This is a genomic window from Providencia sp. PROV119, from assembly GCF_028482435.1.
Taxonomy (GTDB): Bacteria; Pseudomonadota; Gammaproteobacteria; order Enterobacterales; family Enterobacteriaceae; genus Providencia; species Providencia stuartii.
In genome coordinates this window covers 1-26091 of the sequence record NZ_JAMPQL010000022.1, presented here as the reverse complement: position 1 = coordinate 26091, position 26091 = coordinate 1, and the positions used below count along the sequence as shown (strand labels likewise).

26 protein-coding genes are annotated in these 26091 nt (G+C 51.1%); 24 read left to right on the top strand and 2 right to left on the bottom strand.

Annotation, left to right across the window (positions count from 1 at the left end):
• Window positions 1–15: 15 nt before the first annotated feature.
• The 22 genes from PSF11_RS15995 to traN all read left to right on the top strand — a co-directional run bounded on the left by PSF11_RS15995 (window position 16) and on the right by traN (window position 23244).
• The gene (locus PSF11_RS15995) at window positions 16–561 is read left to right on the top strand and encodes a hypothetical protein (RefSeq protein ID WP_000228720.1); all 546 of its coding nucleotides are present in this window, start codon (window positions 16–18) and stop codon (window positions 559–561) included.
• A complete protein-coding gene (locus PSF11_RS15990; protein ID WP_000743449.1) occupies window positions 518–1147 on the top strand; it encodes a DUF4400 domain-containing protein in 630 nt (209 codons plus the stop codon). Before PSF11_RS15995 ends, PSF11_RS15990 begins: the two co-directional genes overlap by 44 nt.
• Window positions 1148–1194: 47 nt before the next feature.
• Complete coding sequence (locus tag PSF11_RS15985; RefSeq protein ID WP_169342285.1) at window positions 1195–1371, top strand: hypothetical protein; 177 nt, start codon at window positions 1195–1197, stop codon at window positions 1369–1371.
• Window positions 1372–1612: 241 nt separating this feature from the next.
• Window positions 1613–1990, top strand: coding sequence for a hypothetical protein (locus PSF11_RS15980; RefSeq protein ID WP_000869297.1), 378 nt, complete (start codon window positions 1613–1615; stop codon window positions 1988–1990).
• A gap of 230 nt (window positions 1991–2220) precedes the next feature.
• Window positions 2221–2652 carry a hypothetical protein gene (locus PSF11_RS15975; RefSeq protein ID WP_001694500.1) on the top strand — a complete coding sequence of 144 codons (432 nt, stop codon included), beginning with the start codon at window positions 2221–2223 and terminating at the stop codon, window positions 2650–2652.
• A 180-nt stretch (window positions 2653–2832) separates the two neighbouring features.
• Window positions 2833–2976 (top strand): hypothetical protein, encoded by a 144-nt coding sequence (locus tag PSF11_RS15970; RefSeq protein ID WP_001275801.1) that lies wholly within the window; start codon window positions 2833–2835, stop codon window positions 2974–2976.
• An 11-nt stretch (window positions 2977–2987) separates the two neighbouring features.
• Window positions 2988–3353, top strand: coding sequence for a hypothetical protein (locus PSF11_RS15965; protein WP_001052530.1), 366 nt, complete (start codon window positions 2988–2990; stop codon window positions 3351–3353).
• Between the two features lie 144 nt (window positions 3354–3497).
• The gene (gene traL, locus PSF11_RS15960) at window positions 3498–3779 is read left to right on the top strand and encodes a type IV conjugative transfer system protein TraL (protein WP_000805625.1); all 282 of its coding nucleotides are present in this window, start codon (window positions 3498–3500) and stop codon (window positions 3777–3779) included.
• Window positions 3776–4402, top strand: a complete 627-nt coding sequence (locus tag PSF11_RS15955) for a TraE/TraK family type IV conjugative transfer system protein (RefSeq protein ID WP_001049717.1) — start codon at window positions 3776–3778, stop codon at window positions 4400–4402. Before traL ends, PSF11_RS15955 begins: the two co-directional genes overlap by 4 nt.
• Window positions 4386–5303, top strand: a complete 918-nt coding sequence (locus PSF11_RS15950; RefSeq protein ID WP_000794249.1) for a TraK domain-containing protein — start codon at window positions 4386–4388, stop codon at window positions 5301–5303. The genes PSF11_RS15955 and PSF11_RS15950 overlap by 17 nt, the downstream gene beginning before the upstream one ends.
• On the top strand, window positions 5300–6616 hold the full coding sequence (locus PSF11_RS15945; RefSeq protein ID WP_000595749.1) for a TraB/VirB10 family protein: 1317 nt from the start codon (window positions 5300–5302) through the stop codon (window positions 6614–6616). The genes PSF11_RS15950 and PSF11_RS15945 overlap by 4 nt, the downstream gene beginning before the upstream one ends.
• Entirely contained in the window at window positions 6613–7191 is a 579-nt protein-coding gene (gene traV / locus PSF11_RS15940) for a type IV conjugative transfer system lipoprotein TraV (protein ID WP_000793435.1), read from the top strand. Before PSF11_RS15945 ends, traV begins: the two co-directional genes overlap by 4 nt.
• Window positions 7192–7203: 12 nt before the next feature.
• Window positions 7204–7587, top strand: a complete 384-nt coding sequence (gene traA, locus PSF11_RS15935) for a TraA family conjugative transfer protein (protein WP_000993344.1) — start codon at window positions 7204–7206, stop codon at window positions 7585–7587.
• A 200-nt stretch (window positions 7588–7787) separates the two neighbouring features.
• On the top strand, window positions 7788–13274 hold the full coding sequence (locus PSF11_RS15930) for an Ig-like domain-containing protein (RefSeq protein ID WP_000606835.1): 5487 nt from the start codon (window positions 7788–7790) through the stop codon (window positions 13272–13274).
• 148 nt (window positions 13275–13422) lie between these two features.
• Window positions 13423–14130: a DsbC family protein gene (locus tag PSF11_RS15925; protein WP_001259346.1), complete on the top strand. Its 708-nt coding sequence runs from the start codon at window positions 13423–13425 to the stop codon at window positions 14128–14130.
• Complete coding sequence (traC, locus tag PSF11_RS15920; protein ID WP_000637384.1) at window positions 14127–16574, top strand: type IV secretion system protein TraC; 2448 nt, start codon at window positions 14127–14129, stop codon at window positions 16572–16574. The genes PSF11_RS15925 and traC overlap by 4 nt, the downstream gene beginning before the upstream one ends.
• Before the next feature lie 14 nt (window positions 16575–16588).
• Complete coding sequence (locus tag PSF11_RS15915; protein WP_000351984.1) at window positions 16589–16906, top strand: hypothetical protein; 318 nt, start codon at window positions 16589–16591, stop codon at window positions 16904–16906.
• The gene (locus PSF11_RS15910; protein WP_001010740.1) at window positions 16903–17433 is read left to right on the top strand and encodes a S26 family signal peptidase; all 531 of its coding nucleotides are present in this window, start codon (window positions 16903–16905) and stop codon (window positions 17431–17433) included. Before PSF11_RS15915 ends, PSF11_RS15910 begins: the two co-directional genes overlap by 4 nt.
• Window positions 17396–18661, top strand: coding sequence for a TrbC family F-type conjugative pilus assembly protein (locus tag PSF11_RS15905; protein WP_001447719.1), 1266 nt, complete (start codon window positions 17396–17398; stop codon window positions 18659–18661). The genes PSF11_RS15910 and PSF11_RS15905 overlap by 38 nt, the downstream gene beginning before the upstream one ends.
• Window positions 18658–19329, top strand: a complete 672-nt coding sequence (locus PSF11_RS15900; protein ID WP_000575345.1) for an EAL domain-containing protein — start codon at window positions 18658–18660, stop codon at window positions 19327–19329. The genes PSF11_RS15905 and PSF11_RS15900 overlap by 4 nt, the downstream gene beginning before the upstream one ends.
• Entirely contained in the window at window positions 19326–20333 is a 1008-nt protein-coding gene (locus tag PSF11_RS15895; protein WP_000983282.1) for a TraU family protein, read from the top strand. The genes PSF11_RS15900 and PSF11_RS15895 overlap by 4 nt, the downstream gene beginning before the upstream one ends.
• Before the next feature lie 103 nt (window positions 20334–20436).
• Window positions 20437–23244, top strand: coding sequence for a conjugal transfer mating pair stabilization protein TraN (gene traN, locus PSF11_RS15890; RefSeq protein WP_001447718.1), 2808 nt, complete (start codon window positions 20437–20439; stop codon window positions 23242–23244).
• Window positions 23245–23282: 38 nt separating this feature from the next.
• Here the strand turns inward: traN and PSF11_RS15885 are convergent, their stop codons facing one another.
• Complete coding sequence (locus PSF11_RS15885) at window positions 23283–23924, bottom strand: hypothetical protein (RefSeq protein WP_223854615.1); 642 nt, start codon at window positions 23922–23924, stop codon at window positions 23283–23285.
• 341 nt (window positions 23925–24265) lie between these two features.
• Window positions 24266–24907 carry a hypothetical protein gene (locus PSF11_RS15880; protein ID WP_000796664.1) on the bottom strand — a complete coding sequence of 214 codons (642 nt, stop codon included), beginning with the start codon at window positions 24905–24907 and terminating at the stop codon, window positions 24266–24268.
• A 294-nt stretch (window positions 24908–25201) separates the two neighbouring features.
• Here PSF11_RS15880 and PSF11_RS15875 point away from each other — a divergent pair, with 294 nt between their 5' ends.
• Both PSF11_RS15875 and PSF11_RS15870 read left to right on the top strand, forming a co-directional pair.
• A complete protein-coding gene (locus tag PSF11_RS15875) occupies window positions 25202–25522 on the top strand; it encodes a hypothetical protein (RefSeq protein WP_000547566.1) in 321 nt (106 codons plus the stop codon).
• A 303-nt stretch (window positions 25523–25825) separates the two neighbouring features.
• Complete coding sequence (locus PSF11_RS15870; protein WP_001186917.1) at window positions 25826–26011, top strand: hypothetical protein; 186 nt, start codon at window positions 25826–25828, stop codon at window positions 26009–26011.
• Window positions 26012–26091 lie beyond the last annotated feature (80 nt).

Genomic DNA, 26091 nt, shown 5'->3' with positions numbered 1-26091 from the left:
TACGAGGTAGCCATCATGGTCGATGTGAACCCTTTCGACAGGGTTATGAATGAATTGAAAAGTCGTGGCCGCAAGAACGCTCACATCCTGAGCATCCTCCAATTCGACTGGCCTGCATCGGAGGCCATCATCGAGAAGCTGAGCTGCTACATCACAGACGGGATTAAGGCTAATCAGGAGCCTGTGATTTACCCGATCATTGAAGAAGCTCTGCATCGCTACAGCCAGCTCGTGTTTCATGAGCAGAGAGAGAAATATGAAGACCCGGCCAGAATTGGGGCATTTCTGGAAACCCTGATCACCGAAACCTGCCGGGCGTTGGAAGTGCAAATTGTCGATAGTGGCGGTGATTCATGGTCTGTCGATTCAGGAGAGTCGTTCTCACTGTGGCTTTCTTCCCATCCAGGAGAACTATCCATTAACCCGCAGCCCCATGAGGATGAGACCTCTTTGCGTGGCTTGCTGTATGAGCTCATCACCTGTGAGAGCGTGAAAACTGTTTTAAGGAGAACCGACTATGAAGAAGCCGTGGTTGCTGGTCGCATGGCTGCTGGTTATTGAGTTGCTGGCAATATTGCTGCTGATCCCTGGCGACTGGACAGACAGAGCCATCAAAAGGGAATCCGAGCTGGTGGAACAGAGTCTTGGTGTCGAAGCAAGAGACTGGATACAGAACAAAGCATCTACCTGGTTCAGGTCGAGCGTTATTGATTCAGGATTCTATGAGGGGATGTACCAAACGCTGATCCCATCAGAAGAGGAGCGCCAGAAGTCCAAGGGGATGCAGGACATGGGCAAGGGCTGGTTTGTGTGGGTCAAAGGCCGCATGGAAGCCTTTGTCAACGTCATTTACCAGTTCTACACAAGGTTGGCACTGTTAGCCGCGTGGGCTCCCTATATGCTGATCCTGTTCGTACCTGCGGTATATGACGGGATGATGACATGGCGAATTAAGCGGACCAACTTCGATTATGCGAGTCCGGTTCTCCATCGTTACAGCGTTCGCGGAACGATGTACCTGATGGCCGGATTGTTCATCGCGTTCTTCATCCCCATAGCGCTCGATCCGGTTGTCATCCCGATGACAATGATGACGTGCTGTGTCCTGGTTGGCCTGACGTTCGGCAACCTCCAGAAACGGGTATAGGGAGGGAGGATGAGCTACTCCGTTATAAATCAAGATGGGGTGCATCTGTGCGACATCCCATTGAACGTCTACCAGGTGATACGTCGCCAATCCTTGTCTGCGTTGTGGCTTTACTGGGCGCAGAGCTTGAATTTGGTGAAGGTGCTCATTGCTTGCGTCGGAAAGATGATCTTTGTGATGCCGGTAATGTGGTTCTGGGTGCTGGTGGTGTGCCGCTTGGTTGAACCAGAACGTATCTCAGACGTGTCAGGACTTATCTCTCCGGACGTGATCGGGTGGGCCGCTGGTGCGGCCATCACCCTCATTATCTTTTCCGTATTTACACGCCCAGCGTTGTACGGATACCACAACTTTTTCAAGCAGCATATTTGCTCAAGAGTAAAGCAAGTAACGCCGGAACTCAGAACAGTCACTGGGCCACTGTTCTTTTACCGAAACGAAATTGGAACGATATAGAGAGGAACCATGAAAGTAACTAATAGACTCCAACTGCTGGCACTGGGGCTGTGTATAGCCGGTACTGCCATCGCGGCTCCTGATGTGCTCAATGACGACGCAAAGCTCAAGAACCTTGAGAAGGTGTGTCCCGACTGTCAGATGGTGGCAAAAGATGTACTCAATCTGCGGGTTGAAAACTGCCAGCTCAAAGACACTTCCAGTGCAATGATGATTGGCACCATGCAAAATGACCCTATGTTTTCGTTTATGCTGGCTGTACACACAGCGGCAGGCTCGGAGGCATACAAAACGGTAGTTGGTGCCGCTGGCAACCATGTTGACTGTGAAAACCCGTTGAACTGGATCAAGCTGACCCAGCAAGCGATTAAAGGTGGCAAAGTCTAATGCGTAAGAGAGATTTCTTTTTTGGAGAGGTGTATGAGGGGAGTGGAGGAGCCACTCTACGACTGAGTGATATGGAACCATTGGCAAGAAAAGTGTCGGCAGAGTTCTTCACTGCACAACTGAACCGTATACTGAAAGAGCATGACGGTCAGTTGACGCTCAGCGATGGAACGTCGTACCCCAGCTTTTGGAGCTTCATCGACAAGGTTGATCCAGAGCAGGTTGGTTTCGTGGAGATCTACGCTCGGCAGGATGTTAACGATAATGTTGAAGCGACACTGGCGTGTGACATCGTTTTGGTAAATGGTGTGATCACCGTTAAACCTCACTGGTGTGCTTACAAAGACATCAGGGCTGACGAAGTGATTTCCACCTTACTGGTGCCTTTGCATTTGAAGGCTCTCCAGGGTAAGGCTTACATTCGCTGGGATGATGGTGAAACCGAACCTCTGTTACAAAACGACGACTATCAGGCTGAACTTGAAAATGTGTTTAGTGTTTCCAAGTACCCATCAGCCATGAGCTGGGGCGATACAGCAGACCAGAAGGTTAAGCAGTACAAGATGGACCTTGAGTGCGCCACAGATGTTGGTCGTCGAGGTGTCTCATCAGAGCAAGCATGGGATGCTTATCGAGAACTCCGTTACAATAGAACAGTGTGAAACAAGCGGCCATCGGCCGCTTTGAACTTTCACATGTGAAAGTTTTTCGCCTCCCGCTCTTATCATCTCCTCGAATAAACCTCCATAAAGTGCCCAAAATGGGCCGTAACAGCACTGTTCCTAGATTGATCAATTAAGAGACGATTACTCCGTGATGACGACAAGTTATTTGGAGGGTCTATGTCCGCACAAGCTCACGTCAGAGAAAGCGAAAGCTCATCTGGTTCATTCATCTCCTGGCAGTTCCTTGTCTGGCAGGTGATGTTCGTTATAGGTGTTGTTGCAGGGATGAACCTGGAACACGCATTCAATTTTCTAGGTTAATGGGAGGAAGTGTGAACCTTAATAAACAATTTTTCTGGTTTTTGATGAACGCGGTGCTGATGTGCATCTTCATCGTTCCAGTGGCCGTCGCGTTTTGGCTGTCTGCTTTTGCGGCAGGTTTTGACTGGAGTCAGTGGGTTAAGTTGGCTGCTGATACGGCCAACAGAGCTGCAAGTGACCCGGCCAAGGCTCTGGGCACGGTTCAGACCTACTGGGGCATTCTCAGCTTCTTCCTGCTGGCGGCGTACAGTCTGATGTTCAAGTTTAAAGCCAATGCTAACAAGGAAGTGAAAACTCTGGAGGTGGCCCGACCAGCCAATGAAGTTAGCGTTGCGGCTTCGGAAAAACATTCGGAAGCGGTTCCTCAAAATCAATAACCGATCCAGTAAACGCAAAAAAGGCGGCTTAGGCCGCCTTTTTTTATTTGTCGCTGGAAGTGCCCGAAAAGGGCGCGAAGCCGTGGCAGAAAATCAGTGACCCTGAATGAGAATACAGGCCACTAGGAAAAGAAGAGGGTTGCTATGAAGCCTGTAAAGATACCGCGCCGGGTCGATGAGCCCCCGCATCTGCTGTTGTGGAGCGCAGATGAGTTGGCCCCGATGCTTTTGGGGCTAACGATAGGGGTCATCATCGGTAAGGCTCTGATCTGCTTTCTGGGGGGGTTACTTGTAACCAACCTTTATCGCCGATTCAGGGATAACCATCCGGATGGATACCTGCTCCACATGATCTACTGGGCCGGGTTCATCATGACCAAGGCCAAATCTCTCAAGAACCCGTTTGTCCGGAGGTATTTGCCTTGAACCTGAAAAAGTATCTCAAGACCTGGGAAGGGACCCAAACAGAAAATAAGTGGGGGCGAATCTTCCAGGGTGGTCTTATTGCTATCGTTTTCCTGCTGGTGGTCCAAGTATTCAGCAAGGAAACCATCGTCACTATCCAGCCTTTCACGCTCACGGAAGAAGCCTGGGTGACGAAAAGTAACGCCTCTCAGTCCTATAAAGAGGCTTGGGGTTTCGCTTTTGCTCAGCTCCTTGGCAATGTGACGCCAGGAACCGTTGACTTTGTGAAAGAACGGATCACCCCGCTTCTCTCCCCGAGCATCTATCAGGACGTGATTGATGCCATCGAAATTCAAGCTCAACAGATCAAGAACGACCGCGTAACCATGCGGTTTGAGCCGCGTTTTGTTGAGTACGAGCCCAAGAGCGACAAGGTGTTTGTCTACGGATATTCCTACGTCAAAGGGGCTTCTTCTAACGAAGAGCGTAGCGAACGCTCCTACGAGTTCGCCATCAAGATTTCAAACTACGCGCCCGTGCTGGACTACATCGACACCTATGTAGGAAAGCCACGCACCAAAACTGTTTTGGAGCAACTCCAGCGCAAAGAAGAAAACCGGAGAAAGCATGAAGAACAACGCTAAACTTTCGCTCCTGGCGCTGTCCTTGGCGCTTGGAACTTCAATGGCCTATGCCTCGGATGACATTCCTGTTGTCCCGGCCAGTGTTATGAAAAAGGATGTTCCTGCCCCTGTGACGTCAGGACAAAGCTCCCATGAGGTTGTGGGCAGCATGAATGAAAACCCCTTACTGACGATGAAGCCGGGGGTTAACCAGATCATCCCGATAGCCGTTGGTCATCCGAACCGAATCGTCACGCCTTTCAGCAATCCTGAGATCGTTTCAACATCTCTGACCGGGGCGACGGATAACGGCCAGTGTGGTGAGGTCTGCATCAAAGAGAATGTGGTCTATGTCGCCACGGATAAGCAGTATCCGGTGACTATGTTCATTACTGAAAAAGGCTCGGAAGCCCAAGCTCTCAGCCTGACGATGGTTCCCCGTCGTATTCCGCCCAGAGAAGTCTTTCTCAAGCTCGATGGTGGTGTAGGTATCACTGGTGCTTTTGCCAATACCAAGGCTGAGACCTGGGAACAGAGCCAGCCTTATGTCGAAACCATCCGGTCGGTATTCCGCAAGATTGCTCTTGGTGAAGTCCCTCAAGGTTACACGTTGAACCGCATCCCTGCTGGTGCTGCGGTGCCGAGCTGCGCTCATCCTGGGGTAAAGGTGGATTTCAGCAAGGGGCAATACATGATGGGCCACCACCTTAACGTGTTCATCGGTGTCGCCCTGAACGTCTCTGATCAGCCTATTGAGTTCAAAGAGGCGTTGTGTGGGAGCTGGGATGTGGCTGCGGTGACTACGTGGCCGCTTAACGTGCTTGAGCCCGGCCAGAAGACGGAGATCTATGTGGCGAAGAAGCAGAAGCGTGGTCTCGCACCAACGTCTAAGCGTCCATCGCTGCTGGGAGGTGCCCAATGATTAAGCGATTTTGGACACAGTTAGACCCCAACAAGAAGCGTTGGGTGTCTATCGCTGGCGGCGTCTTCGTTCTTTTTGCGGTCGTGACAATGTTCTCTGGTGAACCCAAGAAAGAAGAGAAGCGCGGTCGCCAAGAAACCATCAAGCACGTTCTCACAGACAAAAACACCCGTGAGATCGGGATAGATTCGTTGTCTGCCGATGTGAAGATGGTGTCTCGTGAAAACTCCGACCTGAAAAAGGAGCTGGAACGAGTCAAGAAAGAGCTGGAGGAAACCAAAACCACTGCCGGGAAATCCAGTGATGTTGGCCGTGAGATGACCCGCCTTCGTCAAGATTTGGACCGCCTGACCCAGAAGAACATGGAATTGGCTAAGAAAGTCGAAACCGGCGCTGCTGGTGGAAAAACATCCTCTTCATCAGAGGATGCCAGAGCCGATGTTAATGGTGCATCTGGTGGTGATGGTCAGTTCATGGAGAAAAAGCTCGACTACAAAGATCCTGCATCCTTTTTTCGGGACGCACCGCTTCCTGACTCGAAGGGTGGGGCTCCTGCAACTGGCAAGGGAGACGGTCGTGATGCAACTAAACCAGGCATCCAAATAGTGAGCTACTCGCAGAAAGCGCCAGAAGTTGAAGAGAAGGACAACAAGGATGATGAGTCTATCTACCTACCTTCTGGCTCCATCCTGACAGGGGTGCTCATCAACGGTATGGACGCACCAACATCTCAAGGTGCTCGTCGAGATCCGTTCCCTTCGACCCTCAGGATTCAGAAAGAGGCTATTTTGCCTAACCGCTTCCGTGCGGATGTTCGTGAGTGCTTCCTGATTGTTTCAGGCTATGGAGATCTCAGTTCAGAGCGAGCGTACCTGCGTGGCGAGACCTTCTCGTGCGTTCGGGATGATGGGGGTGTCATAGAAGCGAAGCTGGATTCCTATGCAGTGGGTGAAGACGGTAAGGCCGGTGTCCGTGGTCGCGTCGTATCGAAGCAGGGGCAAATCATCGCCAAGAGCTTGATGGCAGGCTTCCTTGGTGGCGTTTCCGAAGCCTTTGACGTCAATCCTGTGCCGGTCGTTAGCACTAACCCTGGCTCAAATACCCAGTACCAGTCTGTGTTCTCCGACCAGATGTTGCAGGGAGCAGCAGTGAAGGGGGCCAGTAAGGCGCTAGATCGCATCGCTCAGTTCTATATCGACATGGCCGAAGGCATCTTCCCTGTTATCGAGGTCGATGCTGGCCGTCAGGTAGACATCATCGTGACCAAAGGAACCAAGCTACAAATTCGTTCCACCGGGGGAACCAAGAAATGAAAAATTTGAACATTTTGACCAGAAAGGGCAGTTCCAGAGGCGAGGCTCAAAAGGAACAGGCAGTAAGATCCGCAAAGATGTTGGGGGTGGGTGCAGCGCTACTTATTTTGTCGGGCTGTTCGACGTTCAACATCGGCAAGGATGAGTATAGCTGTCCGGGAATGCCGAATGGTGTTCAGTGTATGTCAGCGCGAGACGTTTACGCCGCAACCAATGACGGAAATGTCCCGCGTCCAATGAAACCAGAGGAAGTCGAGGCCAAAGCGGAAGCGGATGGCGAAGGTTCCTCAAACGTTTCAGCGAACTCATCTAGCTCCGGAGACCCGGTGATTGACAACTATGTCGCACCGCGTCTTCCGGATCGCCCGATTCCAATTCGTACACCAGCACAGGTTATGCGGATTTGGGTAGCTCCCTGGGAGGACACCAATGGTGATCTCATCGTGACAGGGTATGTCTATACCGAAATCGAACCGCGCAGGTGGGTGATTGGGGATGGCACACCGCAAAGTGAGCCAGTTTTGAGACCGCTGCAAACGGTACAACACGAACCGAAGTCTGAAACAACCAAATAGGAGATGTTCTTGATGAACGCAAATCAGTTGGCGAATGCCTCAAGTAAAAACAACGCACTCTTCCTCTTCCTGGGGTTGATGGTGGTAGCCTTCCTGCTCGTGCCGGATCAGGCCCACGCTGGTACTGGTGGTACAGCGTTTGACGACGTATGGGTAACTCTCAAGGATTGGACCCAAGGTACTTTGGGTCGAATCGTTGCGGGTGCGATGATCCTGGTCGGTGTTGTTGGTGGTATCGCTCGCCAGAGCCTCATGGCTTTCGCTATGGGTATCGGTGGCGGTATGGGCCTGTACAACTCCCCGACCGTAGTGGAATCCATCATGTCTGCTACTCTGGAACATGCAGAGAAGGTCATCCCGGCTGTTGTGCAACTCAGCAATGGCCTGGGGGTGTAAAAGACACCTTGCCGTTAATCAACGGGTGATAGGGGCAGCCTAAAAGCTGCCCTTATTTTTTGGCAAAAAGTCCAGTCATAACAAATTCCAACTATTTCCTTATTTGCTCAAAAAGGGCACTTCCACAGCCCATGTTTATGCACTCCCTCCCGTAACCTCCAGCATTGGGTTCTTGTAACTCAAAACGAATGGAGAATGCGATGATCAATTTCAAGCCTAAAATTCCGGCGATGCTTGGGGCTCTGGCGGTTCTTACCGCTGGTGCTGCTCATGCAGAGCTGCTGGAATACACCTTTAAGGCTCCAGATGGTACGCAACGGTCTCTGACTCCGAATGCCAACTATGCCAACCCAACGGGCAATATCTCGTTTGCCTTGAGTGCCGGTATCGACCGAAAGGTAAAGATTTCGGTGCTTCGGTCGGATGGAACAGTGGTTTCGACAGCGACCAGCCACCTTCTTGGGGCTACTGATCGCATCACAGTGGGTGGAAAATCCTACTATGGTGCGGAACTTCAACTACCAGCTCCAGTTGGTGGGGCATACACTATCAGGGCGGAAATTCTTGCCTCTGATGGTTCTACAGTACAGACGGATGAATACCCTCTTACTGTCGATGTGACGCCGCCAACCTACTCTTCGCTTGCCCCGGTTTATAGTAACTATGGGCAGGTTACTAGCGGTGATGTTTGGAAACTGGGTCTAGGTGGCTCTGAGGATAATGCCTTTTTGCTGTCAGGAATCTCTGATGAGTCACCCATCAAAGGCGTCAAAGCAAAGCTGTATCGTCAAGACGGTTCACTCTACAAAGATGTATCCGTGAACTACGATGACGCTAACGGACAAGCTAGACAGTCTTTCCAATCTGGCTTTTTCCCAGCCTCTGACTTGGATGAAGTGTTTACACTTCAGTTTGAGATAAGCGATAGCGCTGGAAATAGCTATCTTTCACCTCGTCAAAAAGTGATGTTTGATAGCATAACCAATGCTCCGTCTGCACCTTTTGGTGTTTATGACCCTTCAAGTACAAACAACTTAGGCCCTGGATTAACCGGATTTGTTGCTTACACTGAGGGCATGACAGTTAAAACTAACCCAATCAAGTTAGCTTGGCGTGTTCCGCGTGATAACTGGCATGAGTATAGAGAAGGTGGGATAAATATGACCAATGCCTTGGGAGAGATGTCCAAGGTAGGAGAAGATGCCAGCTATGTTTATCTCGTCACAACCGCACCTTATGGCAATACCGACGGCAATTATTGGCGTTGGGTGAACTTCGGCCAGTGGGGGGGAGGCGGTATTGCTTATAACCTCACACTCTCTCCATCAGCGCCTAAAAGTCCCAGACTTTTGGGTGTGGACTACAATTACAGTGATATAGGATGGTCTAGTTTTTACCGCTACTGGGTGAACAATTCTGTTCTTCCTGTCACTGTTAGTAGTATCCGTGTCAAAGTTGAACCAAGGCCTTACGTTCAAACTGCCGTTCACAGGGGAAGCTGTGAAATTCCTGTTGGTCAAGATAGCTGCGTGATTGCAAATAGCTTCACAATGGCTAAAGGCACAACAGGGTACGTCCACGATAATGCGACAGTTTTCAATCCGGATAAATCTCTTCGCTCGAATCCTCTTTGGGCAGAGGTTAACTGGAACGATCAGCACTACCCTCAGCTAAGTCAGCAGTTCGATCAAAATAGCAAGGTATTTACCTTATTCGTTAACCAGCCAGGACGAGGCGCTTACTTTGATAGGCTGCGTCTGCGAAGTGCATGGATTGAAGATAGCAAAGGCAACAAGCTGTCTCCAACTGGTGGGTTAATAGCCAACAACTGGGAGAACTACACTTACCAGTGGGATCTTAAAACTCTCCCTGAGGGGCAATACAGTCTTGTTGCCGCAGCAGAGGAGATGCACGGGCCTTTAACGCGACAACCAATGTTCCAGATAACGTCTGATAGAACGCCACCAACCATGACACTCAGTGTGGCAGATGGAGCAGCTATCCAGACTCTAGATGATGTTGTTATTACCTTGGCTGATGCTATCGACCCTTCACCTAAATTGACCTCTATTGCCCTTGTAGGGGGGCCTGCCAATGACAAGGTGCAGTTGTCTTGGCGTGAGGAGTCGAAAGGTCGATTCCGCCTTGAGTACCCGGTAATGTTCCCTTCTTTGAAGGAAGGGGAATCTTACACGCTGACTGTTTCCGGTGAGGATGCACAAGGCAATGCGGTTCAAAAGGCTGTTGGCTTCGAGTACAAACCTCGTCAGGTAATGCTGGCGGATGGGATGGATGGCAAGGTCATGGTCCCCGCTGTCACTCATGAATTTGTTCATGCAGATGGCAAACGGATCATCGAAACCAAGCCGCTGACGCTCAGTGATGGTGCTGTCGTGACAGGTTCATACGACGTGTTTGCGACCCTACGTTCTGATGCGAAAGTACCGCTGGTGGTTAATGGGGTGCGTATCGAGCCAGGCCAGACAATGGGGATCATGAGCCAACATGATTTCGGTGCGTCAGGTGGTCGTTTGAGCATTCCGGTTAAACCTGCTGTTCCTGATGTGGTCGGCTCTTCCAGCCTTCTTGTCATGACCTCCGCGCCGAACTCACCCATCTTGGTTGTGGACATCAATACCTGGAAAGGGACGGCTAAGCTCTCTGCTGAATCATGGACAATTCGCCAGGTCATTGACCCAGTGAAAATCTATGCCCTGCCAGAGTCGGGTGTGCCTTGCCGGTTCACCACGAAAGAGGATGTGGCTATGGCCGCAGACCCAATTCGTGACCCGGTGTGTTTGCTCCAGTGGGACAGAACTCCAGATGAGGCTGAACAAACTACGCAGGACAACAACGGGATGAAAGTTGCTGGGCTGGTGGGGCAGGCTGTGAGCATTGGTGAACAACCTGTCGAATACAGCCTGTACCTGTTCAGTGGTGACGGTTCCAAGGTAAAAGTTGGGTCTGGCTCTCAGAACCTGACGGTAACTACTGCCTATGGCTCTGTTGGCTACACCCCGATTGATGACATTGCTCAGGTGAATCGCGTCATTGAAGATTTTGATGTGAACTTCAAGCAGAGCAAGGGGCCAGACTGTTCTATAACCCTCAGCGCAGACCGTGCGAAAAAAGAGGCCGCGAACAAGGCTGTTGGTAGTGCAAGCCGTGCCTGTCTGTTCGAGTGGCAGCAGATCCCCGATGGATTGGTCCAAGACCCGTTATCGGAATCACCTTCGCTCTCTGGTTCATTGGCCTCCAACGGCGTTCATCCACTGGGGTGGCGGGTAAGTATTTTCACCCGTAACGGCACTAGGGTGACGTTGAACGACGAGACTTTCAATGTCGAAGCGGTTGACCCACCAGCTCCGACCGTTGAACTAGCCTCCGACTACAACTTCAAAGACAACATCTACTTGGTGCCGATGACAGGTAACTACCTGGGTGATGCCATTATCAACTCTGAACGAGCTGATCTGGATATTGCCATATCGCGCAACTCGGATGTTCTTGAGTCTGAGACCTTCACTCCGGGATGGGGTGCCACCAATAAGGTGTATCGCCGCATCAATACCGATGAGCGAGCGTTGTGGGAGGAGACCACCTACAAGGTGAACGCGGCCTACAACAAGGTGCCTGATGTGAAGACTGAGGTTGTCTACCGGGCTATCTCTGCACCTTCTGACAGTATCCGTCCTATCGTTGAAGTTAAAGGTGATACCGCGATTGACACCCAGGCATTGCCGGTTAGGGTTCTCATCCGTGATCAGTACAAACCTGATGGTGACTATGACGCTAACACGATGGGGGTGTGGAAAGTACGCCTGATCCAGCAAAAGGCCTACAACGAGACGGTTGCGCTCACTGATTATGCGGAAGCATCGAACGGTGAAGCTCAGTTCTCAGTAGACCTGTCTGGTGTGGATACTTCCTCCGTCCGTATCGCTGCTGAGGCTGTTCTGGAAAGCCCTGTTGAGGGTTACAACCGCACAGAGTTGTCTATCAGACCTGCCTTCTTGACAGTGCTTCGCGGTGGTGCCATCGGTGCTGGCGTGGAGGCTCGCAAGTTGTCTGGTGAAGCTCCGTTCACTGCTGTGTTCAAGCTATCTTTGGACGACCGTCAGGATCTCCGGGCTACCGGCCAGGTTGTGTGGGAAACCAGTAAGGACGACGGTAAAACCTGGGAGCAGTTCATCCCAGAAGATCGATACAAGTATCAGCTTGTGAAGACCTTCGACAAGGGGGAGTACCAGGTTCGGGCCAAGGTGGTGAACGTCAACTCAGGTGCGGAAAAGTACACCGAAGCGGTCAGTGTTGTCGCTTACGACAAACCTGATATTGCTGTTATCGGCCCGACCACGTTGTTTGTCGGAAGTGAAGGCAAGTACACAGCGAACCTGACGTTGAACGATGAGCCAATCTCCGGTGGCAATGCCATTGTTGAGTGGTCTACTGACGGTGGCAAAACCTACGCGCAGACAGGGGATAGCATCACGCTTTCGAGCGATGAAGAAACCCGATACCGCCTGTGGGCTCGTGTGCGCTCTGCCACGGCACCGGCTGATGACGGCTATGCCTATGAAGTTGCGAAAACGGCGGTTGACTTCCGAGCAGTGAAGGCACCTCGTCCTTACGTGACAGGGCCGCGAGTTATTGAGACCGGTAAGAAGTATGTGTTCAAAGCCGAAACCAGCCTGCCTTACCGTGGGATGGACGTGAAGCTGAACGGGTTCTTCACGCTGCCTGATGGCTCGATTGTGCAGGGTGATACTGCTGAGTACGAACCCTCTGACACTGACCTCAATCAGGCTACTGTAGAAACGAAGTACACCACCTGGATCGAAGGATACCGAGATCAGGGTGCAGAGGCTTCGCATAGCCTACGCTCCCGCGTTTGGCAGTATGTATGGCCGAGCTTCGGAATGCAGGTTAGGAAGAACGCAGACGTGGCTCCTGCGACGATCACCGCGTCAGTGCGGCCAATTGCCTTCAACGGCAAGCTGGAAGAGCCGACCTACGAGTGGGAGTTGCCGGAAGGCGCTGTGATTCAGGATCAGCGGCAGGATATTGTCCGGTCCTTTGTGATCAATGAGCCGGGTGATTACAACATCAAGGTCACTGTCCGTGATGCTCGCGGCCATGAGACCGTGATCGAGCAACCGCTCAAGATCGGCCAGGCAGCGCCCTATGCCATTGACCTGCAATACTCTGGCTCGAACAAATACGAGCGTGAGCCTCTGGATGTGCTGTTGCGACCGTACATTTCTGGCGGCCACCCACGCGACCGTATTTCGACTCGTGTTTATTCGGTAGATGGTACACCGTTGGAAAGCAGTGGTTACTACGGCAGAGCAACTCTGGGCGCTGGTGAGCACAGCATCAAGCTGAAAATAACCTCAGAAATGGGGCATGAAGCTGAGGGCGAGGTGAACATCAATGTTGCAGAGAACAAGTTGCCTGCATGTAGCCTGAGCTCACGAGAGACCGTTGGGTCGTGGATCGTCTATGCGAACTGCGAAGATACCGATGGCCGCATGAAGTCCTACGAATGGACCATTGCCGGTGAGTTGCAGAGCATCAGCTCTGATCGAGTGACTATCAGCAAGGGCACCTATGAAACGATGCCGACCATCTCTCTGGTTGGGGTCGATGACTCTGGGGGCAAATCCGAAGCTGTTACCATGAACTAAGGTTCATTCCTCTCAAAGCCCGGTTCAGACCGGGCTTTTTTTTGTATCGCGCTGGAATTGTCCAAATTGGGCTATTACAGAGGCGAGTCTATTTCCATCCCCCGGATACACTGCCCAGCATCCAGTAATCCAATCTTAGGGGATAGACATGCGGACAAAATTACTTGGGGCGCTGATGGTGTTCGGGATTATTACCGGCACGGCTCATGCGTCATCGAAATTGGAAATCACCGATCCCAGAGCGGCGAAGATAGAGGACATTGTAGAGCTACCCATCAAAGGGGTTCGAGCCGTCCAAAGTGATGGGCAGATCATGTTCCTCTCTGAAAACGGACGATTTGTTATTTCAGGACAAATCTACGACCTGTGGAGCAAGAAGCCCCTCAACACGATGTCCCAAATGAGGGATGTAGCGGAGCGTATCCACTTCAAGAGCATGGGCATGGATGTGGACACGCTGAACACTGTGTCGATGGGGCGTGGTGACAAAGAGGTGGTGGTCTTTGTTGATCCTAGGTGCGCGGTTTGCCATCAGCTCATGGGTGATGCCAAATCGCTGGTGGATGATTACACCTTTAAATTTATCGTGATTCCAGCTCTGGGTGCTGAGTCCAACCGCCTGGCAAAAAACTTGTACTGCGCGAAAGACAAAACCCACGCGCTTGATGCGCTGATGAACAACACCCTGGGTTCCCTTCCTTCAAAAGAAACCTGCGACCCCGGCCAATACGACCAAACGCTGCTGACAGCTCATTTCATTGGGATTGAGGGCGTTCCGTTCGTTGTTGCTCCGGATGGTCGTGTCAGCAAAGGACGTCCGAAGAACCTGAAATCATGGTTGGAGAGTGCTGAATGATCGTAACCATCAAAAAGAAACTCGAAGAAACGTTGATCCCGGAGCACTTGCGAGCTGCCGGGATTATTCCTGTCCTGGCCTATGACGAAGACGATCATGTCTTCCTTATGGATGATCACAGTGCAGGCTTTGGTTTCATGTGTGAGCCCCTGTGTGGTGCCGATGAAAAAGTTCAGGAGCGAATGAACGGTTTCCTGAATCAGGAGTTCCCGTCGAAGACTACGCTCCAGTTTGTCCTGTTCCGCTCCCCGGACATCAATCAGGAGATGTACCGGATGATGGGTTTGCGTGATGGCTTCCGTCACGAGCTGCTGACATCTGTTATCAAGGAACGGATTAACTTCCTCCAGCACCACACGACAGATCGCATATTTGCCAAGACCAACAAAGGTATCTACGACAATGGCTTGATCCAAGACCTCAAGCTGTTCGTTACGTGCAAAGTCCCCATCAAGAACAATAACCCGACTGAAAGCGAACTCCAGCAGCTCGCACAGCTTCGCACGAAGGTCGAATCATCGCTTCAAACCGTTGGTCTGCGTCCTCGCACAATGACGGCGGTGAACTACATCCGGATCATGAGCACCATCCTGAATTGGGGGCCAGATGCTTCATGGCGACATGACTCTGTGGATTGGGAGATGGATAAGCCCATCTGCGAGCAAATCTTCGATTACGGCACCGACGTGGAAGTCAGCAAGAATGGCATCAGGCTGGGTGACTACCACGCGAAAGTCATGTCAGCGAAAAAGCTGCCTGACGTTTTCTACTTTGGTGATGCGTTGACCTATGCCGGGGATCTCAGCGGCGGCAATTCCAGCATCAAAGAAAACTACATGGTCGTGACCAATGTTTTTTTCCCTGAGGCAGAAAGCACGAAAAACACTCTGGAGCGCAAACGCCAGTTCACTGTAAACCAAGCCTACGGGCCGATGCTCAAATTCGTGCCGGTGCTGGCGGACAAGAAGGAGAGCTTCGACACTCTCTATGAGTCCATGAAAGAGGGGGCTAAGCCAGTCAAGATCACCTACTCGGTGGTTTTATTTGCTCCAACCAAAGAACGTGTTGAAGCGGCGGCGATGGCCGCACGAAACATCTGGCGTGAATCTCGGTTCGAGCTGATGGAGGACAAGTTCGTTGCTCTGCCGATGTTCCTCAACTGCCTGCCATTCTGTACCGACCGGGATGCAGTGCGAGACCTATTCCGCTACAAGACCATGACAACCGAGCAGGCTGCTGTGGTCCTGCCGGTGTTTGGGGAATGGAAGGGGACCGGGACCTATCATGCAGCGCTGATTTCCCGCAACGGCCAGCTCATGAGTCTGTCTCTTCACGACAGTAATACCAACAAGAACCTGGTGATCGCAGCCGAATCCGGCTCGGGTAAATCGTTCCTTACCAACGAACTGATTTTTTCCTACTTGTCCGAGGGGGCTCAGGTCTGGGTTATTGATGCCGGTAAGTCCTACCAGAAGTTGTCGGAAATGCTCAATGGCGACTTCGTTCACTTTGAAGAAGGAACGCACGTCTGCCTCAACCCGTTTGAGCTCATACAGAACTACGAGGACGAAGAAGACGCGATAGTCAGCCTCGTTTGTGCGATGGCTTCGGCTAAGGGCTTGCTGGATGAATGGCAAATCTCTGCGTTGAAACAGGTCCTTTCTCGCCTGTGGGAAGAGAAAGGTAAAGAGATGAAGGTTGACGACATCGCTGAGCGCTGCCTGGAAGAAGAAAATGACCAGCGCCTCAAGGATATTGGTCAGCAGCTCTACGCCTTTACGTCGCAGGGCAGCTACGGGAAATACTTCTCTCGCAAGAACAACGTCAGCTTCCAGAACCAGTTCACTGTACTGGAGCTCGATGAACTGCAAGGGCGTAAGCACTTGCGTCAGGTTGTACTACTCCAGCTTATTTACCAGATCCAGCAAGAAGTATTCCTGGGTGAACGTAACCGCAAGAAAGTCGTCATCGTGGATGAGGCCTGGGACCTGCTCAAAGAGGGCGAGGTCTCGGTCTTCATGGAACATGCCTACCGCAAATTCCGTAAGTACGGTGGCTCCGTTGTCATTGCAACGCAGTCCATCAACGACCTCTATGAGAACGCAGTGGGCCGCGCCATCGCGGAGAACTCGGCCAGCATGTACTTGCTCGGCCAAACCGAAGAAACCGTGGAATCTGTTAAACGTAGCGGTCGTCTGACCCTTTCAGAGGGCGGGTTCCACACCCTCAAAACGGTACACACCATCCAAGGCGTGTACTCAGAAATCTTTATCAAATCGAAGAGCGGTATGGGCGTCGGTCGCTTGATAGTGGGCGACTTCCAGAAGCTACTTTATTCGACCGATCCGGTGGACGTTAACGCCATCGACCAGTTTGTGAAACAAGGCATGAGCATACCTGAGGCAATCAAGGCCGTAATGCGAAGCCGTCGGCAGGCTGCATAACCAGGGAGACAGTAATGGACATTAAATCAATCGCAATCGCCGCCATTCTCGGTGCCGCTGGTGGCTTCGGCGGTAGCTACTACGTGATGAGCGAACAAACGGCAAGCATCCATCAGCGTTTGAATCAAACCCCGCCAGTGGTCGTGGTTGACTTCGCTAAAGTGGCGTCGGCGTATCCCGCTGGTGCCTCTCAGGAGGAAGTTGAAAGGCTGATGGTCAAGACCAATGACGCAATTTTGAAGTTGAAAGACGCAGGTTATTTGGTCCTTGACGCAAGTGCTGTCGTCGGGGCTCCAAGTGACGTGTACCTCCCTGATGAGGTGCTGAAATGAATTTTCCACTCAAGAAGTATTTCGTCAAAAAGGAATCCTGGAAGCGCTTCGGGGTTAAGGCAGGTGTGACACTAGTGGTTCTTTGGGCTGCTGGTGCGGCCTTTGCCAGCCGCTACCGTATTGGCATTGATCCACAACAGGAGAAGTGCCTGCCGGGTTACACCTTCTTCCTCATTGATCTGAACGACCAAACTCTGGAGAGGGGAGCGGTTTACGCCTTCCAAGCCAAGAACATGCAGCCTTTCTACAAGGACGGGACTCGCATGGTCAAAATCCTCACCGGTATGCCGGGGGATAAAGTCGAGATCAACGATAAGTGGAAGATCACCGTCAATGGTGATGTCGTCGGAGAGGGGCTCCAGCTCGCAGGGAAACTACATCTGCCAGAGAGCCACTTTTACGGCAAGACCACGCTGAAAGAGAACAACTACTGGTTTATGGGCAAAAGCCCATTCAGCTTCGACTCACGTTACTGGGGGACTGTGAAAAATGATCAGATCATTGGCCGCGCATATCCCCTGTTCTAAGAGCGTTCTGGTGGCGTTGATGTTCTCTGTGGCTGGCGGGGCATACGCTCAAGAGTCTCCGCTCACAGAGCAGGATAAGGCGCTTATTGAGCAAGGAAAGCAAATTGCCCAAAAGGCCCAGAAGATGGAAATGCCATCTCTGTTGCAAAACCAACACATGGACGAGGCTCAGGCCGAAGCCAAGGCATTTTTCAAGCAGCTCCAAACTACTAACCCAACGCTCAAGGAGATGCACCGGAAACAGGCTGAAAAGGGTATCTACTCTGACCATCGGATACTGGTTTTCGCCTCGTTGTCTCTTGGCGAACAGGGGTTAGATGACGTCCTAACGGCGGTGTCAGGCCAGCCTGATTCTGTAATTGTGTTCCGTGGCATCCCGGAAGGAATGAACTTGGGGCAGGGAGTTAAAGCTATTCAGGCGCTCGCGGCCAAAAAAGACCCAGTGCCGAACATCATCATCAACCCTACGTTGTTCAAAACGTACAACATCACAGCCGTTCCCACGATTGTGATGCTGGAGGATGAGCCGCTGCCTGGCGAACAACCAAACGTCGTCGCCCAGGTCTCCGGGTTGTCCGACCCGGTATGGTTGGCTCGGGAAGTGGATAACGGAGAAAAAGGCGATCTCGGCGTTAAGGGGCCGGTGGAGAAAATCAGTGAGCCAGACCTTATTGATGTTGCCAAGAAACGCCTTGCCAATATCGACTGGGAAGAGAAGAAGAAACAGGCTATAGAGCGCTTCTGGACCAAGCAGAATTTCAATGAGCTGCCAAGAGCGCCAAAATCTCGAACACGAGAAATTGACCCTAGCGTCATGATCACCAGTGACATCAGCACTCCGGATGGCACTGTGTTCGCTCACGCGGGTGACGTGATCAACCCATTGTGCGATCCGAAGGAAGTTTGCAAGCCTGGAACGCGGCCATTTACCCAAGCGGTCGTAGTTTTCGACCCGCTGGACAAAAAGCAAATGGAACTACTCGCCAAGAAGCTGCCTGAAATCAAGCTGGAGCCTGGCGTACAACGGATCACCTATATCGCCACAGAGTTCGACAAAGACAAAGGCTGGGATTCCTACAAGAGTGTCACCGACAACTTTGACGCGCCGGTATATCTGCTGACGCCAGATCTGATTACCCGGTTCGAGCTGGAGCACACACCGAGCGTCATTACTGCCAGAGGCAAGAAGTTTGTTGTCCGCGAACTTGCTGAGGAGGGCGGTGAATGATTTTTGCCCCGGCTTTCCAACCAATTAAAGACGTCGGCACAGGTTCGTTTGTCGCTGCTGAGGTACTGGCTCGTTGGTACGACGAAGGCCGGGTTCTTACACCATCCTCTCTGTCATCTCCTCCTTATTGGGGACTGGTGGATATGGAGATGGCACGGTTCATTCAGGACAACCTTCATTATTGCTTGGATCTGTACCCGGCTCTCTTTCTGAATGTCTCCGAACAAACTTTGCAATCAGACGTCATCTTCAAGGCGTGGTGTAGGGTTGTCCGCGACATTGCTAAAAATCACTCATCACGGCTTGTCATCGAGATTACAGAGGGCATTCAGGACGCCTCTCTCGCATCGAGATGGGAGGCTCTGACCGAAATAGGGGTTGAGCTGGCGCTGGATGACTATGGAGACAAAAACTCTTCTCTGGATCGCCTGAGCCGTTATGACTGGCACTATTGCAAGTTTGACGCGAGAAGACTGCGGTCGCTTGAAGACTACCCGGCCATCCTCCACTGCCGCCGAAAAGGCATACAGCTCATTGCTGAGCAGGTGGAGAGCTTCCCATTGGGGGAGAGCGCCAAATTACTTGGACTGTCATGGCAACAAGGTTTCTATCACGGGAAGCCTGCTGTCATGGAGAAAAATTTGAATTACGTAAAGGCCTTACCATGATGCAAAAAATTCTACGGATCATGGCCGTTAGCGCGGTCTTTTGGGTTGGTTCGGTATCGGCTGACCCTGGGTGCCAGAATGCGGAAGTGATCGGCGGAAAACTGATTACTGACATCTGCTGGAGCTGTATTTTCCCTATCAAAGTAGCAGGGGTTCCTATAAGTGGTGGAGGCGGATCATTCCCGAGTGAAGCCGTAAGCAACCCTCTGTGTATGTGCGAGGATAATCTAGGGGTCCCTCGGCCTGGAGTCACCACTTCTATGTGGGAGCCAGCACGGCTCGTTGAATTTCAGAGAGTGCCTGGCTGCTCATCAGTCTTGAATGGTGTCAGGTTCCCGTTTGATAGGACTAACCAAGGGCATCATGGCATGGGAGACATGGATGGTGGTGATGGTTCTTTTATGCACTATCACTACTATGCGTTTCCTCTGTTGGTGATGCTCGATTTATTTATTAAGCAGACCTGTAATGCTGATGGGTATATGGATCTCGACATCATGTACATGTCGGAGCTCGACCCGACCTGGAACAATGATGAGCTCGCTTTTTTTACCAATCCAGAGGCGGCGGCAGTAGCAAACCCAATTGCGGCGGCTGCGTGTACTGCTGATGCTGTCTCATCAACCGCTGGAAAACCTTTAAAACAGCTTTTCTGGTGTGCTGGTTCATGGGGCACCCTGTATCCATTTAGTGGCAACCAGAATGGTGGAAAAGGTGTTATCCGCGATAGCAGTCTTCTTAGCACAAGGGTTCTGGCTGCTTTGCATCGCCGGGGGTTAGCGTGGAAGACAATGGGTTCTGAGGCTATGTGTAGAGGCGTTATTAGCCCAACACTACCCAAAACGCAGTACAAATTCACGCTATTGCATCCGGTTCCAGAGACAAACTCATCTCACGTAATTGGCGAATCCACTCTTACGTGGGGTCTGGCGCGAACTATACCGGCAATTGGGCAAGACCCTATTTACACCATCTGGCGATGGAATGATTGCTGTAACAATTGAGCAGACCCTAACGAATTTGCACGGGCATTTTAGATTATGCCCCAAAAGGGCCACTACACGTACAGGTGGCCCTTGTCTTCTCAGATAGCATGGGAAGGTTGAAATGGAGAACACAATGCGAAGTCATAATTACTTTATGAAAGCTGTGGCCTCGCTGTTGACAGTAACCATGTCTGCGCTGCCGATACATTCCTACGCTAACGGTAGCCAAGACCAGGACATCACAGCGGTGGGTAAAGAGGCCCAGGCTTTCGGACAAAACCTCTCAAACTCATTCAAGTCGAGCTCGGGGACTGTGCAAGATGGCACAATCTCTATGCCGACGTTGAAAGACGGTCAATTCCAAATGAACGGGGGGAGTCAGATTAATGTCAATGATCTATTCCCCGGAACGAGCGGGACCAACAATAAACCTGATAGTTATTACTTCCCTGATGCCAATAAACCTGATGTGGGCGGTCTGCAAGGCATTTACGACTCTGGCGATGACATGGACAGCGTGGGGAATAATGCAAAAGGGTCGCTGTGGAGTGATGCCAATAGTGCTAATCCATCAATCTCTGGTGCGGCATACAAGGTTCTTCTCGATGCCTCTAATCGATCACGCCCTGATTTCAGTAATGACCCGGTACTAAATCTAAGCAAAAAGACCTATGAGGATATGGACCTCATCGCAGGTGGCTTTGGGGATTGTTCTGCCGAAACAACCATCAATCAGAATACTATCAACGCCCACATTCCAGAGTATGAACGGTGTCAGCGTGTTGTAGATCAAAGCGCGGACTGTGAGGTTGTCCATGACTACGACGCCTCTGTGGTGAAGCACTATGATGGTCCATATAACCTCAAATCTTGTGGAGAAGGCTGTACTGAGTTGTGGATTGGTCGAGTGGGGGACAACTACTGGAGTGGTAACTGCAAGATTTATGAGGAGTACACGCGGGTCCAAGTCAGCAATCCAGATGCCATAGTGTCTGCAACGCTTGAATACGCCAAGTGGGATGACTACATGCAAGTGTGGGTCGGTAAGTCCGGCCAAGAGACTAAAGTGTGGTCTGGCCCAGATGGCAACTTCCCTCCAGAAACAGCCGGTAGATGTGAGCTCTCCACGAGTTGGGAGCGAAACCCTAATGTTGATGTCACTCCCTATTTTAAGAACGTGAAAGATGGTGATGTTGTTACGTTTAAGATCCGCGTTTCAGTAAGTGGCGAAGGTGAGGGTTTTGGCCGCATAAAACTCCGCTATGACCCATCGAAAGCCATTACCAAGGATGAGTGGGCTCCACAGAGCTGCATGGATTCAGCCAAAGGGGTGGTAGATGGTTTTGCGGAAGGCGAGATCACATGTATAGATGACCCGACTGATGCTACTGGCTGCACAGTCATCAATGGGATCAAAGTTTGCGAATCTCAACTCAAGCCGTCACCTTTGCCTGGTATTCCAAAACTATGCAAAAAGGTTCGAGTTAAAGCTGACTATGACTTCTATAAGGGGCAAATGGACTGCTGGACAGACCCTCAAGGTGAAACGCACTGTCCGGTAAACACGGGCGGGAATCTCGATAGCTGTCAGAAATATGAAGAAAACCCTCAGTGCGGCTTCATCAGTTCCAAATGTGTTGATGGTGCTCAGGGAAGTTCTGGTACGTGCTACGTCCACGAGGATACTTATGACTGTGGTACAGATGTTTCTGTTCCGACCTTGGAAAAGGAAACTGAGTACCAGTGCGGTGGGCCTATACGCTGCATGGGAGATGACTGCCTTGATTTGACCAAAACACAAAGCACTGATTTTGCTCGCGCTACTGCGTTGCTCAATGCAGCCCAATTCATGACGCAGGATATGAGCTGCACAGGCCAAGATGGGGATGACAATCCTACCGGGGATGAAAACGTTATTTGCTCTGCTTTTGCAGGGGAAGCTGGCGAATGCAAGATAGCTGTTGGGGGAGTTTCTGATTGCTGTGAAAAGCCAACCAATATATCTCTTGCCGATTATCTGAACCTAATAATGGCCGTTCCAAAGCTCGATGGCGCAGTGATGGGGCTGACTGATGGTAATGCGCTTAAAGGTGCTTATCAGGTACTTAGGGAACCTGCCCTTCAAGGGTGGACAGAAGTCACAAAACCGTTCACAAGTTATATAGAGAACGTTTCAGGTGCTGTTGATTCGTTCTTCCAGCCTGTAGAGCAGTTTGTTGATCAACTCATTGACCAGCTCAAAGAGCAAGTCAAAGAAGTGATGATGGATGTCATGAAATCAGCAGGCCAAGATGCAGCAACAGAGCAGGCGGCTGCCGCAGCATCTGAACAAGCTGCCGAAGCAATGATGGAGACTGCGACAACATGGCTTAGCACTGCCATGACGATATATACCGTCTATGTCGTTGCGATGGTGATGATCCAGATGATTTATAAGTGCGAGGAAGAAGAGTTCACTATGAACGCAAAAAGAGCGCTCAAGAATTGCACCTATGTAGGCTCTTATTGTAAATCTAAGGTGTTGGGCGCTTGTATTGAAAAAAGAGAAGCGTATTGCTGCTTCAATTCTCCGCTCTCTCGTATTATACAAGAACAGGTTCGCCCTCAATTGGGGCAGAACTTTGGAGACCCCAAAAATCCTCAGTGTGAAGGGATTCCACTAGATAAAATTGCCGAAATTGATTGGAGCAAAATTAATTTGGATGAGTGGCTTGGGATATTACAGCAGAACGGTAAATTCCCTGATCCGGCCTCAATAAATCTCGACTCGCTGACTGGAGCAGGGAATGACTTCAATATTGACGGGACGCGGAAGAATGCTCAGGAAAGGGCGTTGGAGCGGTTGGAAGGGATTGATATTGACGCGAAGCGAAAAGAGGCGACAAACAGCATAGACCCTCAAACAGGCGCGCCAACTGGTGGTGGATAAAAAAAGGGGCCTTTCGGCCCCTTTCTCATGTAGATTGATTACGCTTCTGGGTAAACAAATAACTCTGCTTTTCCCTGATCAAGAAGGTAAGGGAAAGCAACTTTTTCGCCATTATCCAGCTCAACCGATTTTGGAGCAAGGTAGAGGTAGGCCCAAGCTGGTAGCTGTTTGCTAATAGCTGCGTAGATCGCTTGCTGAGGAGCATGGCTTGCTGCCCCATTACCGACATTCACAAAGTTGTATGCGGTCTCATGGCCTGATGTGAAGGCATACGCTGTACCTTGAACGCCAGAGACAAAATTAGGAGCTGACCCTAGGCGAGGCTCCACGATTTTCACCTTAACGGAACACATGTCAGCTACCTTACTTTGTCCGTTCACCCACGTCGGGCAACCCCATTCATTCTTGTAGAACTGATAGGTTAGGCGACCGTCTTTGTCATACAGAAGCGTGAAATTGGCACCCAAATCAGTCAGCGCTGACTCAATGGAAACTTTCACATGTGAAAGAAATTTGGCCTGAGCGTCTGCCGGTGAAACTGCTTCGTTAGCAGGCATCCAAGCGATCAAGCTATTGCGAGCGCCATGCTGTTTGGGGCCGATAGCCCAGTTCGCAAGGTTGACCAAGCCACCTTGCCAGTCGGTCATTCCGAGCTGAGGGGACATGTAGCCAGACAGCACGTAGGCTGCCCCAAACGTTTTGGTGTCGGTCAGACGCTCCAGCTTGTCACGCGGAACAGAAGCGTCTTGGATGCCTGTTACCAGGCCACCGGCCTCCGCGATGTTGTAAGCGCGACTGTGATTGGTTTTGTACGCTGTGGGTTCGTAACTGCTGGTGGATGCACAGCCAGATAGAGCTGCTACAGCCAGAGCCACGGTGGTGATTAAAGCCTTTTTCATGTTGTTCTCCGTTCTTACCTGAGTTGAATCTGATTTACTTCGATAATATCACAGCATCAAAAAATGCAACCATAAAAGACAAAAAAAAGCCCCTCGGGCGAGGGGCAAAGGTTTGGGCTGGGTTATGCTGCTTTTGTTTTCTCGGCTTCGTCTGCGATTTCCTTGTCGCCGGTTGCAGATTCCGGAGCGGCTTCGGCCACTTCACCTTCTTTGCCTTTGCTGTGGGCGGAAATGCGAGCCCGTTTCTCGATGCCGATGATTCGACCGGCCAGCTTGATGAGGCGTTGCTGCCATTGGTAAGTGGCGTCGGTGCGCTGCTTGCTGGTCAGTACGGTGTTCAGCCAGAGAGTGTCAACGATCCCCATCAGGGTATCCAGTTTGCGGATCAGGTGTGCAAACTGAGCAACCTGAGGAGAGTTGATCTCGATGGTGTATTCATTCGGGTTGGTGTAGCCGGGCATCATGTCGATGCCGTTGTCTTCCATCAGCTTGTTGAGCTGGGCGGTAGCTTTGTCCAGGTCTTCGGAGACCTTGGAAATGTGTTCCAGGATGACGGTTTCAACCTGGTCGATTTCGTCCTGCTCACCGATGATGCGAAGGATCACGTCGATGGAGAACAGGGAGTTGGAAACTCGCTCAAAGCTGCGTTCCATGACGCGCTGAGCTTGGAGGCTGTTTACTTTCAGAACTTGCTTGAAAACAGGGCGAGAGTAGTGGTTGCTGCGGTCGTTGTTTGTGTCCAGTGCTACTTGTGCTTCTGCCATTAGAGATACTCCTAAATTTGAGGTACAGATAAACGCACTGGAAAGGATAAATGCGGTCAATCTGTAACCTGACCTCTCGAAGTGCCCAAAATGGACAGTTACAGCGTTTTCTGTTTAGCAAAGGTGAGCTATATTTGAATCATCTTAGTCGCTCTGCGGCTATAGGTGAGATAGCTGGTCTCCGAAAACAAACAGCATCTAGTCTTATGCCGTATGGCATTACTTAACCCCAAGCCGGGGGCTTCTCCCGGTTTTCGGGTGTTGCCCCTGTTTTTTTTACATAGGAGCAACACCATGCACATCATCACTTTCATTGTAGTTCTGCTTGCATCTCTGGGCGCACTGTACGTAGGCGCGAAGGCATTTGCTTTTTCCTTCATCGTTCTCGCTAAAGTGTTCCAGCGTATCGGTTTGTTCCTTTGGAACAAATTCGCAGTTCCTGCAATGCGGTCTGTACAGGCCGTCATCAAAGAACGTGCTGCCAAGGCTGAACAAGCCAAAGCAGTCGTTGAACCTGAGGTAACTCAAGTTCAAGAAGTCGCTAAACAAGAACCTGACTGGGATTATCTCGAAATCCCGACTTACCTTCGTAAGGGCAAGGAACTTGTTTGGTAATAACTGTCGCTGAGTAATCTTCGACACTTTCAAACCCATCGGGGCAACCATACCCCGACGGGGATGTTGCCCCTTTTTGCTTAGGAGCAACATCATGGAAATCGCTATCATCGCTTTGTGTATCCCTGCTGGTTGGGCAATCTCTCGTCCTTTCGTGAGAATCGCTGAATCGTTCGGTTACTGCTGATAGTCAACGCAAAGGGAGGGGGCAACCCCTCTCTTTCTGGTCAAGCCTCTGTGGCTTGTCCTCAAAGTCTTCTGGTGTCAGTTGGCTTTGACGACAAGCTACAGGGGGAATGTCGAATGCAACAGAATCTTCATGTTTACGACGATCACGCAGGCATCATCTATCTGGCTGATGGACGCGAGGTGAAATTTGATCCGAAACTGTATTCCAGCTCCTACCAGGCGCACAGTGAAGCAGTGAAGTGGGCCAAAGAAACCGGGGTCATTGGTCAAAACGACGATGTGGTGATGTTCGTCCATTGAGGGAGTAGCCTCCAGGAGAGGCTACTCTCCTCGCTCCTTAAAAGTCTTCTTACTCATGGTGAATACCATCAGTAAGCAGA